Source organism: Ureibacillus sinduriensis BLB-1 = JCM 15800, assembly GCF_000772955.1.
In the GTDB taxonomy this organism is placed as follows: domain Bacteria; phylum Bacillota; class Bacilli; order Bacillales_A; family Planococcaceae; genus Ureibacillus; species Ureibacillus sinduriensis.
This window is the reverse complement of sequence record NZ_JPVO01000037.1, coordinates 1-14,848: the sequence shown is the minus strand read 5'-3', so window position 1 is coordinate 14,848 and position 14,848 is coordinate 1. Positions and strand designations below refer to the sequence as shown.

The window sequence follows — 14,848 nt, the reverse complement described above, 5'->3', positions numbered from 1 at the left end:
ATGTGTCATTAGAGTTAAAGGTCCAAAAGTTTATGATTGAACAGCAGCTAATCGAAAAAGGCGACCGTCTTCTCATTGCCTGTTCAGGCGGCATTGACTCCATGGGCTTAGTACATTTTTTTATGAAGTTTCAACATATTTTCGGAATTAGATTATTTGTTGCCCATGTAGACCATATGTTAAGAGGAGAGACATCTTTTGAAGATCGGAAATTTGTAGAACAATTTTGTCATCAAAATAATATCCCTGTTTTCAGTACCTCAATTCCCATCCCTCAGATACTCCAAGAAGAAGGAGGAAACTCCCAAGCGATATGCCGTAGGGAGCGCTACACATACTTTGAAGAGTTGATGAAAGTAAATGACATTCAGAAGCTGGTGACTGCTCATCATGCGGACGATCAATTGGAATCGATCCTTATGGCCTTAACTAAGGCAGGGACAATTGGTGGCATGAAAGGTATATATGCTAAGAGGAAGTTTTCCGTTGGTGAAATTATTCGGCCATTTTTGGCGGTTACAAAAAGAGAAATTAGGGAATATTTACAAGAGAGGGGAGGCTCGTATCGGGAAGATGCGAGTAATGCAAAAGATAATTACACACGTAATCGTTTTCGTCATCACATCGTACCCCTATTGCAAAATGAAAATAGGAATGTTTCTTCCCATGCAGTACAGTTTGCTGAGAATTTACAGCAAGATGATGATGCATTACGAGTAATTGCCCTGGAGCGTTTTCCCCACATTGTCAAAGAAAATGGAAAACAGTCATATACACTCAACATTCCTCTATTTCAAAAAGAACCAGTTGCTTTACAAAGGAGGATCATTTTAATACTATTAAACTATCTTTACAATAGTTTTCATTTCAACCATAGTTATACACTTATCTCCTCAATCCTTGGTTTGTGTGGTTCTTCCCATGGGAGTGCCAGTCTTCATTTGCCAGAACAATTCATAGCTAGGCGAAATTATGAAGAAGTACTATTTGAGAATTCAACAAACTTTGGTCATGATAACCTTCCCCATCAACCGATATCGTTGGAGGAATGGACACAACTGCGAAATGGCATTCGATTATACATAGGAGAAGCCTCAAATGTTGTACGTGAAAAGGGTCGGAATGTAAGCAAGTATTTCTTTAATTCAGATTTGGTTACTATCCCGCTTCTAGTAAGGACTCGGACAGATGGCGATCGCATTTCTTTAAAAGGGATGAAAGACCCAAAACGATTGTCCAGGCTATTTATCGACGAAAAAATCCCATTAGAAGAACGAGCGCAATGGCCAATACTTGTGGATGCACAAAATCAAGTACTAGCGGCCTTAGGGTTGAGGGTGAGTCAAACGCTTTCAAGCATCAGACGGGAAAGTGATGATATGGTTCTGATCATTGAAAGTGCAAATAGTAACGATTTTTCGTCAAAATAAGTTATTATAAATAGTAATGAAATGAATATTCTTTAAGCAGCGTATAGCGCGTTATGCTAAAGTGTTTATACTTTTCATATATAGTAAGATAAAAACGATTAAAGTTTCAGGCAATTGAACACATTTTTAAAGGGTATATACAGAATGATTGTTTTAAGGGTGTTTGAAAATTCAAGGAGGAACTACCATGATTCAAAATGATATCGAAAAAATTCTAATAACGGAAGAACAAATCCAAGAAAGAATAGCAGAACTAGGAGCTCAATTAACTGAAGAGTATAAAGAACAGTTCCCGCTAGCGATTGGTGTTTTGAAAGGTGCTGTCCCTTTTATGACAGATTTAATGAAGCGTTTTGAATCATATATTGAAGTTGACTTTATGGATGTATCGAGCTATGGCAACGCAACGGTATCTTCAGGGGAAGTAAAGATTCTAAAAGACTTGAATACAAGTGTAGAAGGTCGTGATGTAATCATCATTGAAGACATTATTGATAGCGGCCTAACACTAAGCTACCTAGTAGATTTATTTAAGTATCGCAAAGCAAAAACAATTAAAATCGTCACACTTTTGGATAAGCCTTCGGGGCGCAAAGTGGATTTAAAAGCCGATATTGTCGGTTTCGAAGTACCAGATGGTTTTGTAGTTGGATATGGATTAGATTACGCAGAAAAATATCGTAACTTACCGTACATCGGCATCCTAAAAAAAGAAGTGTATTCCTTCTAATAATTTACACTTTTGAATAATTTTCAACAAAATTTGTAAATTGTGAATTTTACCGGTGCTTTTCGTTGTATGAAAAAATAATGGTATGATAAGATTTTACTTATAGTTTTTCTGTTATGTTGTGAGGAGGCTGGGGATGAATCGAATATTTCGATACACCATATTTTACTTATTAATTTTTCTCGTGATTATCGGTATTTTTGGAACTTTTAATGGAGGAAATACCAATTCTGAAGAGTTAACGTATCATGAGTTTTTAGAGGCTTTAGATGCAGGGAAGGTTGAAAATGCAAATATTCAACCCGATGCGGGAGTACTTGTAGTAGAAGGGAAATTAACAGGTTATGAAGAAGGGAAAACCTTCGTTGTTAATCTTCCGCAGGATAACCAAGCTTTAATGACTAAGATTAATGAAACAACGGCAAATAATCCGAATATTAATTGGCTAAAGGCCCCTGAAACTAGCGGGTGGGTTCAATTCTTTACAGGTATTATCCCGTTCATCATTATTATCATTTTATTCTTCTTCCTATTGAGTCAATCTCAAGGTGGCGGCAATAAAGTGATGAACTTCGGAAAAAGTAAAGCGAAGTTATACGATACTGAAAAGAAAAAAGTAAGATTCAACGATGTCGCTGGTGCGGATGAAGAAAAAGCTGAACTAGTAGAGGTAGTAGACTTCTTAAAAGACCATCGTAAATTTACCGACATGGGTGCACGTATTCCAAAAGGAATCTTGCTCGTTGGTCCTCCAGGGACAGGTAAGACATTACTTGCTCGTGCAGTTGCTGGTGAGGCTGGCGTACCATTCTTCTCGATCTCGGGTTCTGACTTCGTTGAAATGTTCGTCGGTGTCGGTGCGAGCCGTGTCCGTGACTTATTTGAAAATGCGAAGAAAAATGCACCATGTATTATCTTTATAGATGAAATTGATGCAGTCGGTCGTCAACGTGGAGCAGGTCTTGGCGGCGGTCACGATGAACGTGAACAAACGCTAAATCAGTTGCTTGTTGAAATGGATGGTTTCGGTGTAAATGAGGGAATCATCATTATCGCTGCTACAAACCGACCAGATATTTTAGACCCAGCATTACTTCGTCCAGGACGTTTTGACCGTCAAATTACGGTTGGCCGACCGGATGTTAAAGGTCGTGAGCAAATCTTGAAAGTACACGCGCGTAATAAACCATTGCGTGATGATGTGGACCTAAAAGCAATTGCTCAACGTACACCGGGCTTCTCGGGTGCGGATTTAGAAAACTTATTGAACGAAGCAGCCCTCGTTGCCACTCGTCGAAATAAGAAAAAGATTGATATGTTGGATATTGATGAAGCAACAGACCGTGTTATTGCTGGTCCTGCCAAATCAAGCCGTGTAATATCGGAAAAAGAACGCAAAATTGTTGCCTTCCATGAAGCTGGTCACGTAGTTGTCGGGTTAACACTCGACCAAGCAGAGAAGGTGCACAAAGTAACTATTGTTCCGCGAGGTCAAGCGGGTGGTTATGCTGTAATGCTTCCTAAGGAAGATCGTTACTTTATGACAAAACCTGAATTATTGGATAAAATCGCTGGATTACTTGGAGGTCGTGTTGCCGAGGACATTACATTCGGTGAAGTGTCAACAGGTGCACATAATGACTTCCAACGTGCTACCGGCATTGCTCGTTCAATGGTTACAGAATACGGGATGAGCGATAAACTAGGACCAATGCAATTTGGTTCAAGCCAAGGCGGTAACGTATTCCTAGGTCGTGACTTTAATTCGGAACAAAATTATTCCGACTCTATTGCTTACGAGATAGATAAAGAAATGCAATCAATTATCGTGGATCAATATAACCGCACAAAAGAAATTCTAACGGAAAAACGTGATTTATTAACGCTTATTGCTGAAACATTGCTAGAGGTTGAAACTTTGGATGCCGGCCAAATTGAGCATTTAAGAGACCATGGGAAACTCCCGGAACGCGTTGATTATTCTAAAGTTGAAGAAGATTCTGCAATTGAATTATCAAAGGCAAACTCTGAAAGCCCCGATTCAAAAGAATTAGCAATAGAAACTACAGGCAATACATCGTTAGAAAAGGAAATTGTCGGTCAAAAACAAGATCCTGCAATAACAGATCTACCTAAAGAAAAAGATTCCACTCAATTAACAGACGGAATCAAGGAAGATCGGGAAAAGTAAAAATTCCTTAAGTAATTAAAATCAAATAAATGTTTTTGGACTGAATGAGTATGCTATGGCTATACTCATTCAGTTTTTTTGTATTTTATAGACACAGCATTTCGCGGAAGAATTGTACTAAATCCCAAATCTCAATTGTGCAAATTCCCGGGTGCTTAGCTCGTCAGCTCACAATGTATACTTCAAATTAAATAACCTTGCCAAATTAAATTGTTACCTGTCATAACCAAAACAAAGGAAGTAGTTCCACATTGTTGGTATAATTGTTATGACTATATAAGTTTGCCCGTAATGTGGTATTATTTTTAAAAATTAGACTAAATAAATAGGCGTGATTAAATGATTCTTGTGCTAAATGCAGGCAATTCCCATATTGCCTTGGGAATATTTGAGCAAGATAAATTAAAGCATCATTGGCGAATGGAAACAAATCGTCACAAAACGGAAGATGAATATGCGATGCAGGTGAAAATGTTCTTTTCACATGTCCAAATTGGCTTTGAGCAGATTAAAGGAGTGATTATATCTTCCGTTGTTCCACCAATCATCTATGTTTTAGAAGAGATGTGCCGGAAATATTTGCAAATCAAACCGTTAATAGTAGGTCCGGGAGTGAAAAATGGGTTAAATATTAAATATGAAAATCCGCGGGAAGTAGGTGCGGATCGAATCGTGAATGCTGTTGCCGCCATTGAGGAATATGGCGGAAAAAGTCCATTGATTGTAATCGATTTTGGCACTGCCATAACTTATTGCTATATAAATGAAAAGGGTGATTACTTGGGAGGAGCGATTGCACCAGGTATCGCTATATCGACAGAAGCACTATATTCACGAGCTTCCAAATTGCCGCGCGTGGAAATCACCCGCCCACCAAGTGTAATTGCGAAAAATACAATTTCCGCCATGCAATCAGGGATTATTTTCGGTTTTGTAGGTCAGGTAGAAGGAATTGTCAGTCGTATGACGGAAAATAGTAAGAATCAACCTCTCGTCGTGGCTACGGGAAGCTTGGCAAAGTTAATAGCCAGTGAAACAACGGCTATTGATATTGTAGATGATTTATTAACCTTAAAAGGCCTTCATGTTATTTATAATAAAAACCAATAAGAAATGAGGAATAACTTCATGAATGATTACCTAATTAGGGCGCTGGGATTTAATGGGAACGTCCGTGCCTTTGCAGCAAGAACAACGGAGACGGTAGGTGAAGCTCAGAAGAGACATAATACATGGCCAACTGCAACAGCCGCATTAGGCCGTTCTATGACAGCTACTGTTATGATGGGCGCAATGCTAAAAGGTGAGGAAAAACTAACTGTAAAAATTGAAGGAAATGGTCCAATTGGTCCGATGATCATTGATGCAAATGCTAAAGGGGAAGTGCGTGGTTTTGTTACGAATCCTCAAGTCCATTTTGACTTAAATAGTGTTGGAAAGCTGGATGTTCGTCGTGCAGTAGGAACGGAAGGCTCGCTGACAGTCGTAAAAGACTTAGGATTACGTGATATGTTCTCCGGTCAAACACCTATCGTTTCAGGAGAGATTGCAGAGGACTTCACCTACTACTTTGCAGTTTCTGAGCAAGTTCCTTCATCCGTTGGATTAGGAGTACTTGTTAATCCGGATAATAGCGTCCTGGCAGCGGGTGGTTTTATTATTCAATTAATGCCAGGATGTGATGAGGAAACCATTTCTAAAATCGAACAACAATTGCAAAACATAGAGCCTGTTTCAAAGATGATTGAAAGAGGTTTATCCCCAGAGCAAATATTGGAAGTAGTCTTAGGTAATAATAATGTCCAAGTACTTAGTAAATCTCCGGTACAGTTTAAATGTCAATGTTCAAAAGAGCGTTTTGGTGTAGCAGTCATCAGCCTGGGTGTTCAGGAAATTCAGGAAATGATTGATGAAGATGGTGGAGCGGAAGCAGAATGTCACTTCTGTTTGGAAAAATATCATTTCGATCAACAAGAGCTTGAAGGTTTCATCAATGAAATCCAAGCACAATAATTATTCCAACCAAACAGCGAACCAAACGCCCCTTACACAGCGAAGACTAAAAACTAAACCAACCTTGACACTACTAGCACTCCTTTTTGCAGGCAATATCCTTTGGTTCATCCTATGGATATGGCCGGATGGGAAAGAACAGAATGGTGGCGACGAAATTGTCGCTACCGTTGACGAAAAAAAGATAACACGCCAGGACTGGATGGCGGCGATGGAAAGCAGATATGGTAAAGAGACGCTGCAAACCCTAGTGAATGAAGCGGTTATGGAAAATGCCGCTAAAGAGTATGATATTAAGGTGAGCGAAGATGAGATAGACTTGGAAATTGCCCTGATGAGGTCTGCGCAAGATAAAACAGACTCAACAATCCAAGAACTAACTGACGAAGAACTGCGACAGAAGGTACGTGCCCAGTTAATCCTTGAAAAAGTCCTAACAAAAGATGTTATAACAGATGCAGAGGAAATAGCAAACTACTATGAGGATAATCAATCGCTTTATAACATTCCGACTACTTATAGAACAAGCATCATTATCGTAGAGTCAGAGAAAGAAGCGAAAAGCGTCAAAAATGAACTGGAAGAAGGTTCAGACTTCTCTGTTTTAGCACGAGAACGTTCCCTTGATACAACCTCGGCAAGTTTGGGAGGGGATATTGGATTTATCACAGTATCACAAAATAACATAGACACTAGCATACCGCAAGCCGTCCAAGAGGTTAGCACCGGTGATGTAAGTGAACCATTTGTAATGAATGATGGTCGTTATGGCATCATCTATGTTAAAGAAATTAATGATGGCAAGTCGTTTACATATGAAGAAGTAAAAGGGCATATTAAAAGGGTACTATCCCTGGAGCAATTGCCGACTTCGATTACGCCTGAGGCTTTCTGGAAAGAATTTAATGCTACGTGGTTCTATGGGGAGTCCTAGTTGTATTTTCTGAAATATTCTAAATATTTAATTCGATTTTGTTGACATAAACTATCTTAAATTGTTAATATACTAAATAGGTAAAACCTATAAACATAGTAGGTATTTAGGGGAGGACGAAAAGATATGAGTAAATTAGTCAATTCAGTTGCGGAGTTAGTAGGGCAAACACCAATCGTAAAGTTAAACCATGCAACAGGGGAAAACGAAGGGAATGTCTATGTAAAATTAGAATTTTTCAACCCCGGTAGTTCTGTAAAAGACCGTATTGCTCTGGCTATGATCGAAGCAGCAGAAAAAGACGGCACTTTAAAACCGGGTGGTACAATTATCGAACCTACATCTGGTAACACGGGAATAGGTTTGGCAATGGTTGCAGCTGCCAAAGGTTACCGTGCCATTTTAGTAATGCCTGAAACAATGAGCATTGAACGTCGTAAATTATTACGTGCTTACGGTGCTGAATTAGTATTGACACCTGGTCCAGAAGGAATGAAAGGTGCGATTGCAAAAGCGGAAAGTCTTGCGCAAGAAAATGGCTATTTCCTGCCACAGCAATTTGAAAATCAAGCAAATGCGGAGGTCCACCGATTAACAACAGGACCAGAAATCGTAGAGGCATTTGATGGTCTTAAATTGGATGCTTTTGTAGCGGGTATCGGAACGGGTGGTACGATTACTGGTGCGGGCGAAGTTTTAAAAGAAAAATATCCTGAAATTGAAATTATTGCTGTCGAACCAAAAGACTCCCAAGTGCTTGCAGGAGGTAATCCGGGTCCACACAAAATTCAAGGAATCGGTGCTGGCTTTGTACCGAAAGTTTTAAATACGGAAATTTATACTTCCATTTTCCCTGTAGATAACGAAACAGCTTTTGAAGTGGCCCGTAAAACAGGTCGTGAAGAGGGAATTCTTGTAGGTATCTCTTCAGGTGCTGCAATTTACGCAGCAATTGAAACTGCTAAGCGCCTTGGCAAAGGTTCAAATGTATTGGCAATCGTTCCATCTAACGGAGAACGCTACCTATCCACGGCTCTTTACAATTTTGAAGACTAATTAATTTAACTAATATGGGTATTACCTTAACGGGTAATGCCCTTTTGTTTTGATGCAATTCCTTTTTTGAATATGAAGCGTAGTGTCGATCTACAAATCGGCTAAGTTACCATTTAGAATAAACAACATTAACAAGCGCTCCACGTGAATCAAGATCGTTTGCTAAGAAGTATTTTTTTAATCTGGATTATTTCTCTCTCCAAGTTATCAATCTTTTTTTCTATGTTTTTCAGATCAATATTAACCTTTTTATAATCTCGTTCTTGATTGTTTTGTTGGACTTCTTGCAATGCGAGGGCAGTGGAGATTGTTGCAATTCCTTCTCCCAAAGTTGAAAATAAACCGGCAATTACCGCAAGTGCAGCAGCTTGATTTTCTATATTGGGGCTTTGCGTTTTGTTATCACTGTTATTATTATTTTTCATCTTTTAGCCTCCTAAAAAATAACTCTATGCATCATATGCCGCAATAAATTTCTTGTGTAAGAAGGAAGACTATGAACAAATCAAGATTTTACTCTAAACTTATGCAGTTACGAATTATCTTTCGCAAATTGATGGTAAAATGACTCTGAGCCTAAGCATTTATCTAAATTCCTCGGGAAATATTTTCTTCAAAAAGTATTTCCTAAAAGTATAATTAAAAACACTATGAAGAGAGGGTAAGCGATGCTTTCAAAATATCAAAAACCATTAAAACTAAATAATATAGAACTCGATTATAAAAAAGAAACAATAGTCATGGGGATATTGAATGTGACCCCTGATTCATTTTCAGACGGCGGAAAGTTTAATTCGGTTAATAGGGCTGTGCAACATGCTAAAGAGATGGTTGCAAATGGTGCCAAGATTATCGATATCGGCGGGGAGTCAACGCGCCCAGGGTATACACGGATTTCGGATGAGGAAGAAATTGCGAGGGTCGTGCCTGTCATAGAAGCTTTGTTGAAGGAGGTGCCGGCCATACTATCGATTGATACATATAAATCATCGGTTGCAAGAGCGGCAGTAGAAGCTGGTGCTCATATGATTAATGATATATGGGGGGCGAAAGGCGACCCGGAGATAGCGAACGTAGCAGCTGAATTCAATGTGCCCATTATATTAATGCATAATCGGGAGGAAGCGTCCTACAATAATTACTTTGAGGATTATATGGAGGATCTCCAAAAAAGTATAGATATTGTGAAGGAAGCCGGTGTGCCAGAAGCCCATATTATTTTAGATCCAGGGATTGGTTTTGTAAAGAACCTCCAGCAAAGCATTGAGACGATGCAGCGATTAGAAGAACTTGTCGCGATGGGCTACCCTGTATTACTCGCGACTTCCAGAAAAAGGTTGATAGGCACCGTTCTCAATCTGCCACTGGATGAACGTGTTGAAGGAACAGCTGCAACTTGTGCTTTTGGCGTAATGAAAGGGTGCCATATTGTTCGCGTCCATGATGTGAAGGAAGTGGCGCGCACCGTTAAGATGATTGATGCATTAATGGGGAAATTCAAGGTGAATGATGAATTGCCTTCCAGACACTGATACTTAAGGAGAAGAATGAAATATGGATTATATACATTTAAAAGATATGCAATTTTATGGCTATCACGGCGTTCTACCGGAAGAAAATGCACTTGGGCAAAGGTTCAGAGCTACTGTATCTTTGGCTGTTGATATCCAAAAAGCAGGGCAAAGTGATGACCTTCAGGATACGGTGAGTTATGTGGGTGTCTATGATATTTGTAAAGAGGTGGTAGAAGGGAAACCATACAAGTTAATAGAGGCCGTCGCCGAAAACATTGCTGCGAAGATACTGGAGAATTACGAAGGACAAGTTTACGGCTGCAAGGTTGAAGTGATTAAACCTGACCCTCCCATCCCGGGACATTATAAAGAAGTGGCCATTGAAATTGTGCGGGGGCGTTTTTATGAATAATGTTTATTTGTCTTTGGGTACCAACATAGGCGATCGGGAACAAAATTTAAAGCTTGCTGTACGGCTTCTTCAAGATACAGAGAATGTAAGTGTAACTGCAGTTTCTTCCATCTATGAAACTGCTCCTGTTGGCTATGTTGACCAGCCTTCATTTTTAAATATCGCTCTATCTATCGAAACAACGTATTCGGCCATGGATATGCTGAGAATCTGCCAATCAGTTGAAAATGAGCTGGGTCGAGTGCGTGAGGTAAGATGGGGGCCCCGGATTATAGACCTTGACATTCTACTTTATAATAACGACAATATTGAAGTTAAGCACTTAATTGTTCCGCATCCTAGAATGTTTGAACGAGCTTTTGTATTGGTTCCCCTATTGGAAATTACAAAAAACATTCGGACACCACATCTTGAAATGGCCAAATCCTGCCTGGAACGCATGGATCTTATGGCGGAAGGTATTACTAAATGGAAATCCATAAATAGTATGGATGAGTTCTTATAGCTATACACTAAATTTCTGTGATATTTAGAAAAAATTTTTAAAGGGAAGCTTGAACTTCCGATGAGGAGGAGAACATCTTGACTACACCAAATAAGCCGTTTCAGATCGGTGATATCGTGTTGGATAACCGTGTTGTATTAGCGCCAATGGCTGGAGTATGCAACTCGGCTTTCCGTTTAACAGTAAAAGAATTCGGCGCCGGTTTAGTATATGCAGAAATGATCAGTGATAAAGGGGTGGTTCAACGCAATAAAAAAACGTTGGATATGCTTTATATTGATGAGCGTGAGAATCCGCTTTCTCTGCAAATCTTTGGTGGTGATAAAGAGACGCTTGTGGAGGCAGCACGCTACGTTGATAAAAATACGAATGCCGATATAATTGATATCAACATGGGCTGTCCCGTAAATAAAATCATTAAATGCGAAGCCGGAGCGAAATGGCTTCTAGATCCCAATAAAATCTATGAAATGGTATCTGCTGTTGTGAGTGCAGTTGATAAACCGGTAAGTGTGAAAATGCGTATTGGTTGGGATGACGATCATATTTTCGCAGTCGAAAATGCTCAAGCGGCAGAACGTGCTGGAGCAGCAGCAATCGCCATGCATGGACGTACACGTGTGCAAATGTATGAAGGAAAAGCAAACTGGGAAATTATCAAAGAAGTGAAGAAAAATATCAGTATCCCACTCATCGGAAATGGCGATGTTGAGACACCACAAGATGCAAAACGTATGTTGGATGAGACTGGTGTGGATGGGGTAATGATCGGACGCGCTGCACTGGGTAATCCATGGATGATTTACCGTACTGTGCAATACCTGGAAACTGGGGAATTAAAACCAGAACCATCAGTAAGTGAAAAAATGGATGTATGTTTACTTCATTTTGAACGTTTAATGCAGCTTAAAGGAGAAGTGGTAGCTGTCCGTGAAATGCGTAAGCATGCTTCATGGTATTTAAAAGGGATTCGCGGAAACGGCAAAATCCGGAATATGATTAACCAAATGGAAACAGCGGCTGAATTGCGATCTGTACTTCAAAGCGTCGTGATGGAATTAGCAGAACAAAAAGCACAAGCGATATAAAAAAGGCATCCTTGTATCACATTTTGATAGGAGGATGCCCTTTATTGATTTATTTAGCCAAATCTTCCTTTGTCGGTCCCATAACACCGGGAACAGGTAGCCCTGCTTGGCGAAGCAACACCTGCATTTGAGCACGGTGATGTGTTTGATGATCTACCATCACCCTAAGGAGAGCCCCAATAGGCGTTGGTCGCCCATGACTATTCACCTCTGTTAAAAGCTTCACATCAGATAGATTTTCTTTTGCCACTTTAACAACATTGTCGCTAGTAGATTTATAGATACTCACAATCTCACTGATTGTGGCTGGGGTACTTTTAGGATTTAACTCAACCTCAAGAGAAAGTCCCACCTGTCCCATGAAATAGGCAGGCGATGTTGTTAAATGCCAGCTTAAAGATTCCAATGAGCTGTGCCCTTCAACGATCGCCACATGTTTTTTCTCATCTGTAATCGATTCGAAAATCGCTAATGTCCCTCTGCAGTTTTTTTCCCATTCTGAAACAAAATCATTTAAAGTTCGATACATAATCAATCTCCTTTCTCGCTAATGTGGAAATTTTAGCATATTTATACTTCAATATAGGAATAAATAAACTTGGAAAAGAAAAAAAAGCCGCCTCCCCTTAAAATTCAGAAAAATAAAACATTCGAAAAACGGAACAAAATGAATCGAAAGAGGTGATTAGAGTGCGGAAATTGTGTACAATAGGTACATTATGGATAAATGAACGCTATTGGTGGAATGCAAGCAATTACAGTTAAGTAATGGCTGCAGTGGGATCTGGACGCTTTCCATTGGAAATTAGTTTCCCTCATAAACCGACGATAAGGTTTGTCTCTACTAAAAAAGCACAAAACAAGGAGTGAAATACGTGTCAAACATTGAGGAATTAAACGACCAGCTTTTGGTGAGACGCCAAAAGATGACGAATATACGTGAAAACGGAATGGACCCTTTTGGCAGCCGTTTCGAACGTACACATTTATCAAGTGACGTTGTTGAGCAGTTTGATCAATTTTCAAAAGAAGAATTAGAAGAAAACTTACGTGAAGTGGTCATTGCCGGACGAATCATGACTAAACGAGGAAAAGGGAAAGCGGGCTTTGCCCATATTCAGGACCTAGCCGGACAAATCCAGATCTACGTTCGTAAAGACCATGTCGGGGACGATCAATATGATTTATTTAATCAAGCGGACTTAGGTGATATTGTAGGGATTAAAGGGAATGTATTCCGTACTCAAGTGGGTGAGCTATCCGTGAAGGCGGAGGAGTTTACATTCTTAACGAAGTCATTACGCCCGATGCCTGAGAAATTCCACGGGCTGCAGGACGTAGAACAGCGCTACCGTCAACGTTATTTAGATTTAATGACAAATGCAGATAGTAAAAAAACATTCATAACACGTTCTAAGATTATTCGTGCCATCCGCAGTTATTTGGATAGCCATGGGTATTTAGAAGTTGAAACACCAATGTTGCATACGATTGCCGGTGGTGCAGCGGCGCGTCCGTTCATTACACATCACAATGCGCTGGATATGGAATTATACATGCGTATTGCAATCGAATTACATCTTAAACGTTTAATCGTCGGGGGACTTGAAAAAGTTTACGAAATTGGACGTGTATTCCGAAACGAAGGTATCTCAACTCGTCATAACCCTGAGTTTACAATGATTGAATTGTACGAAGCATACGCAGATTACCGCGATATTATGGAGCTTACGGAAAACTTGATTGCTCATGTAGCACAAGAAGTATTAGGTACTACTGATATTCAATATGGTGATGATCTAATCCATCTTGCTCCAGGTTGGAAACGACTGCACATGGTGGATGCCGTTAAAGAAGCAACGGGTGTAGACTTCTGGAAGCAGATGACGAAAGAAGAAGCACAAGCTCTGGCGAAAGAGCATGGTGTAGAAATTAAAGAAGTACACGAGGTTGGGCATATCATTAATGAATTCTTTGAACAAAAAGTTGAAGAATCATTGGTTCAACCTACATTCATTTATGGCCACCCAGTGGAAATCTCGCCATTAGCGAAGAAAAACCCTGAAGACGAACGCTTCACTGACCGTTTCGAGTTATTTATCGTGCGCCGTGAACACGCCAACGCTTTTACTGAATTAAATGACCCAATCGATCAAAGAGAACGCTTTGAAGCTCAATTAGCTGAAAAAGAAGCTGGTAATGATGAAGCGCATGATATGGACAACGACTTCATAGAAGCATTGGAATATGGTATGCCGCCAACAGGTGGATTAGGTATCGGTATAGATCGTCTAATCATGCTGCTGACAAATGCCCAATCCATCCGTGATGTATTACTATTCCCAACAATGCGTCACCGTGACTAATCAAAGGTAATACAGCAATAAGCGACAAAGAACAAAGCACCCCGTTAATGGGGGGTATTGATAAGTGAGGGTCGGAGTGCAGGGTGCACTTCGACTCTTTTTTACATGTAAACTAGCGGGAAGGCAAAATGGTTAGCTAAAATGGGTGACTAATAAGCCTCTATTTGTTATAGGGTATGAAAAAAATATATAACCAATAGAATAAAGATTATATTAGTATTATAGATAGGAGCATTTTACTTTTTCGATATTGTTATAATAAGTATTAATAGTGGATATAATACTGTTTGTAAAATAATAAAATTTTGTGAAAGAAAAAGAATTAAAGGTTTTTCAGAAAAACACTTGCATGTAATAATAAAAGATGATAAATTATTAAAGTCGCTAAAACGCGACAAGAAGTAAAAGCCTTTCGTAAATAACTTATTGACAGTGATATACGGAAGTGGTAAGATATGAAAGTTGCTGTTTGACAACGATAAGTAATTGTCTTAAAAAGTATTGACAACTGAGTTGTTGATGTGTATAATATAAGAGTTGCTATCTAAGTGATAGTTACAGTATGAACCTTGAAAACTGAACAACAAAACGTTAATGAAATCGTTTCTT

General features: G+C 39.5%; 14 protein-coding genes. 12 read left to right on the top strand and 2 right to left on the bottom strand.

Annotated features, from left to right (window positions below; translation table 11 throughout):
• Positions 1-2 precede the first annotated feature (2 nt).
• The 7 genes from tilS (at position 3) to cysK (ending at position 8,354) form a co-directional block, all read left to right on the top strand.
• Positions 3-1,430, top strand: a complete 1,428-nt coding sequence (gene tilS, locus CD33_RS02405; protein ID WP_235863410.1) for a tRNA lysidine(34) synthetase TilS — start codon at positions 3-5, stop codon at positions 1,428-1,430.
• Positions 1,431-1,617: 187 nt separating this feature from the next.
• Positions 1,618-2,160, top strand: a complete 543-nt coding sequence (gene hpt, locus CD33_RS02400) for a hypoxanthine phosphoribosyltransferase (RefSeq protein ID WP_036197832.1) — start codon at positions 1,618-1,620, stop codon at positions 2,158-2,160.
• Positions 2,161-2,296: 136 nt separating this feature from the next.
• The gene (gene ftsH, locus CD33_RS02395; protein WP_036197830.1) at positions 2,297-4,351 is read left to right on the top strand and encodes an ATP-dependent zinc metalloprotease FtsH; all 2,055 of its coding nucleotides are present in this window, start codon (positions 2,297-2,299) and stop codon (positions 4,349-4,351) included.
• Between the two features lie 339 nt (positions 4,352-4,690).
• Positions 4,691-5,461, top strand: coding sequence for a type III pantothenate kinase (locus tag CD33_RS02390; protein ID WP_036197828.1), 771 nt, complete (start codon positions 4,691-4,693; stop codon positions 5,459-5,461).
• 18 nt (positions 5,462-5,479) lie between these two features.
• On the top strand, positions 5,480-6,364 hold the full coding sequence (gene hslO / locus CD33_RS02385) for an Hsp33 family molecular chaperone HslO (RefSeq protein ID WP_036197826.1): 885 nt from the start codon (positions 5,480-5,482) through the stop codon (positions 6,362-6,364).
• Positions 6,345-7,298, top strand: a complete 954-nt coding sequence (locus CD33_RS02380; protein WP_036197824.1) for a peptidyl-prolyl cis-trans isomerase — start codon at positions 6,345-6,347, stop codon at positions 7,296-7,298. The genes hslO and CD33_RS02380 overlap by 20 nt, the downstream gene beginning before the upstream one ends.
• Before the next feature lie 126 nt (positions 7,299-7,424).
• Complete coding sequence (gene cysK / locus CD33_RS02375; RefSeq protein ID WP_036197822.1) at positions 7,425-8,354, top strand: cysteine synthase A; 930 nt, start codon at positions 7,425-7,427, stop codon at positions 8,352-8,354.
• 149 nt (positions 8,355-8,503) lie between these two features.
• Here cysK and CD33_RS02370 read toward each other — a convergent pair whose 3' ends face one another.
• Complete coding sequence (locus CD33_RS02370) at positions 8,504-8,779, bottom strand: hypothetical protein (RefSeq protein WP_036197819.1); 276 nt, start codon at positions 8,777-8,779, stop codon at positions 8,504-8,506.
• 243 nt (positions 8,780-9,022) lie between these two features.
• Between CD33_RS02370 and folP the strand changes: the two genes are divergently transcribed.
• The 4 genes from folP to dusB all read left to right on the top strand — a co-directional run bounded on the left by folP (position 9,023) and on the right by dusB (position 11,873).
• Positions 9,023-9,886: a dihydropteroate synthase gene (folP, locus tag CD33_RS02365; RefSeq protein ID WP_036197817.1), complete on the top strand. Its 864-nt coding sequence runs from the start codon at positions 9,023-9,025 to the stop codon at positions 9,884-9,886.
• 22 nt (positions 9,887-9,908) lie between these two features.
• Positions 9,909-10,280, top strand: coding sequence for a dihydroneopterin aldolase (gene folB / locus CD33_RS02360; RefSeq protein WP_036197815.1), 372 nt, complete (start codon positions 9,909-9,911; stop codon positions 10,278-10,280).
• Positions 10,273-10,785 carry a 2-amino-4-hydroxy-6-hydroxymethyldihydropteridine diphosphokinase gene (gene folK / locus CD33_RS02355; protein ID WP_036197813.1) on the top strand — a complete coding sequence of 171 codons (513 nt, stop codon included), beginning with the start codon at positions 10,273-10,275 and terminating at the stop codon, positions 10,783-10,785. The genes folB and folK overlap by 8 nt, the downstream gene beginning before the upstream one ends.
• Before the next feature lie 77 nt (positions 10,786-10,862).
• Positions 10,863-11,873: a tRNA dihydrouridine synthase DusB gene (gene dusB / locus CD33_RS02350; protein ID WP_235863408.1), complete on the top strand. Its 1,011-nt coding sequence runs from the start codon at positions 10,863-10,865 to the stop codon at positions 11,871-11,873.
• A gap of 49 nt (positions 11,874-11,922) precedes the next feature.
• Here dusB and CD33_RS02345 read toward each other — a convergent pair whose 3' ends face one another.
• The gene (locus CD33_RS02345; protein ID WP_036197809.1) at positions 11,923-12,402 is read right to left on the bottom strand and encodes a DinB family protein; all 480 of its coding nucleotides are present in this window, start codon (positions 12,400-12,402) and stop codon (positions 11,923-11,925) included.
• A 337-nt stretch (positions 12,403-12,739) separates the two neighbouring features.
• Between CD33_RS02345 and lysS the strand changes: the two genes are divergently transcribed.
• Complete coding sequence (gene lysS / locus CD33_RS02340) at positions 12,740-14,239, top strand: lysine--tRNA ligase (protein ID WP_176400138.1); 1,500 nt, start codon at positions 12,740-12,742, stop codon at positions 14,237-14,239.
• Positions 14,240-14,848: the final 609 nt, after the last annotated feature.

Bases quoted from the DNA above. Each gene is read 5' to 3' on its own strand.
- ftsH (WP_036197830.1), top strand. From the start codon at position 2,297: ATGAATCGAATATTTCGATACACCATATTTTACTTATTAATTTTTCTC.
- CD33_RS02370 (WP_036197819.1), bottom strand. From the start codon at position 8,779: ATGAAAAATAATAATAACAGTGATAACAAAACGCAAAGCCCCAATATA.
- hpt (WP_036197832.1), top strand. From the start codon at position 1,618: ATGATTCAAAATGATATCGAAAAAATTCTAATAACGGAAGAACAAATC.
- CD33_RS02390 (WP_036197828.1), top strand. From the start codon at position 4,691: ATGATTCTTGTGCTAAATGCAGGCAATTCCCATATTGCCTTGGGAATA.
- folP (WP_036197817.1), top strand. From the start codon at position 9,023: ATGCTTTCAAAATATCAAAAACCATTAAAACTAAATAATATAGAACTC.
- CD33_RS02345 (WP_036197809.1), bottom strand. From the start codon at position 12,402: ATGTATCGAACTTTAAATGATTTTGTTTCAGAATGGGAAAAAAACTGC.
- hslO (WP_036197826.1), top strand. From the start codon at position 5,480: ATGAATGATTACCTAATTAGGGCGCTGGGATTTAATGGGAACGTCCGT.
- folB (WP_036197815.1), top strand. From the start codon at position 9,909: ATGGATTATATACATTTAAAAGATATGCAATTTTATGGCTATCACGGC.
- cysK (WP_036197822.1), top strand. From the start codon at position 7,425: ATGAGTAAATTAGTCAATTCAGTTGCGGAGTTAGTAGGGCAAACACCA.
- folK (WP_036197813.1), top strand. From the start codon at position 10,273: ATGAATAATGTTTATTTGTCTTTGGGTACCAACATAGGCGATCGGGAA.
- CD33_RS02380 (WP_036197824.1), top strand. From the start codon at position 6,345: ATGAAATCCAAGCACAATAATTATTCCAACCAAACAGCGAACCAAACG.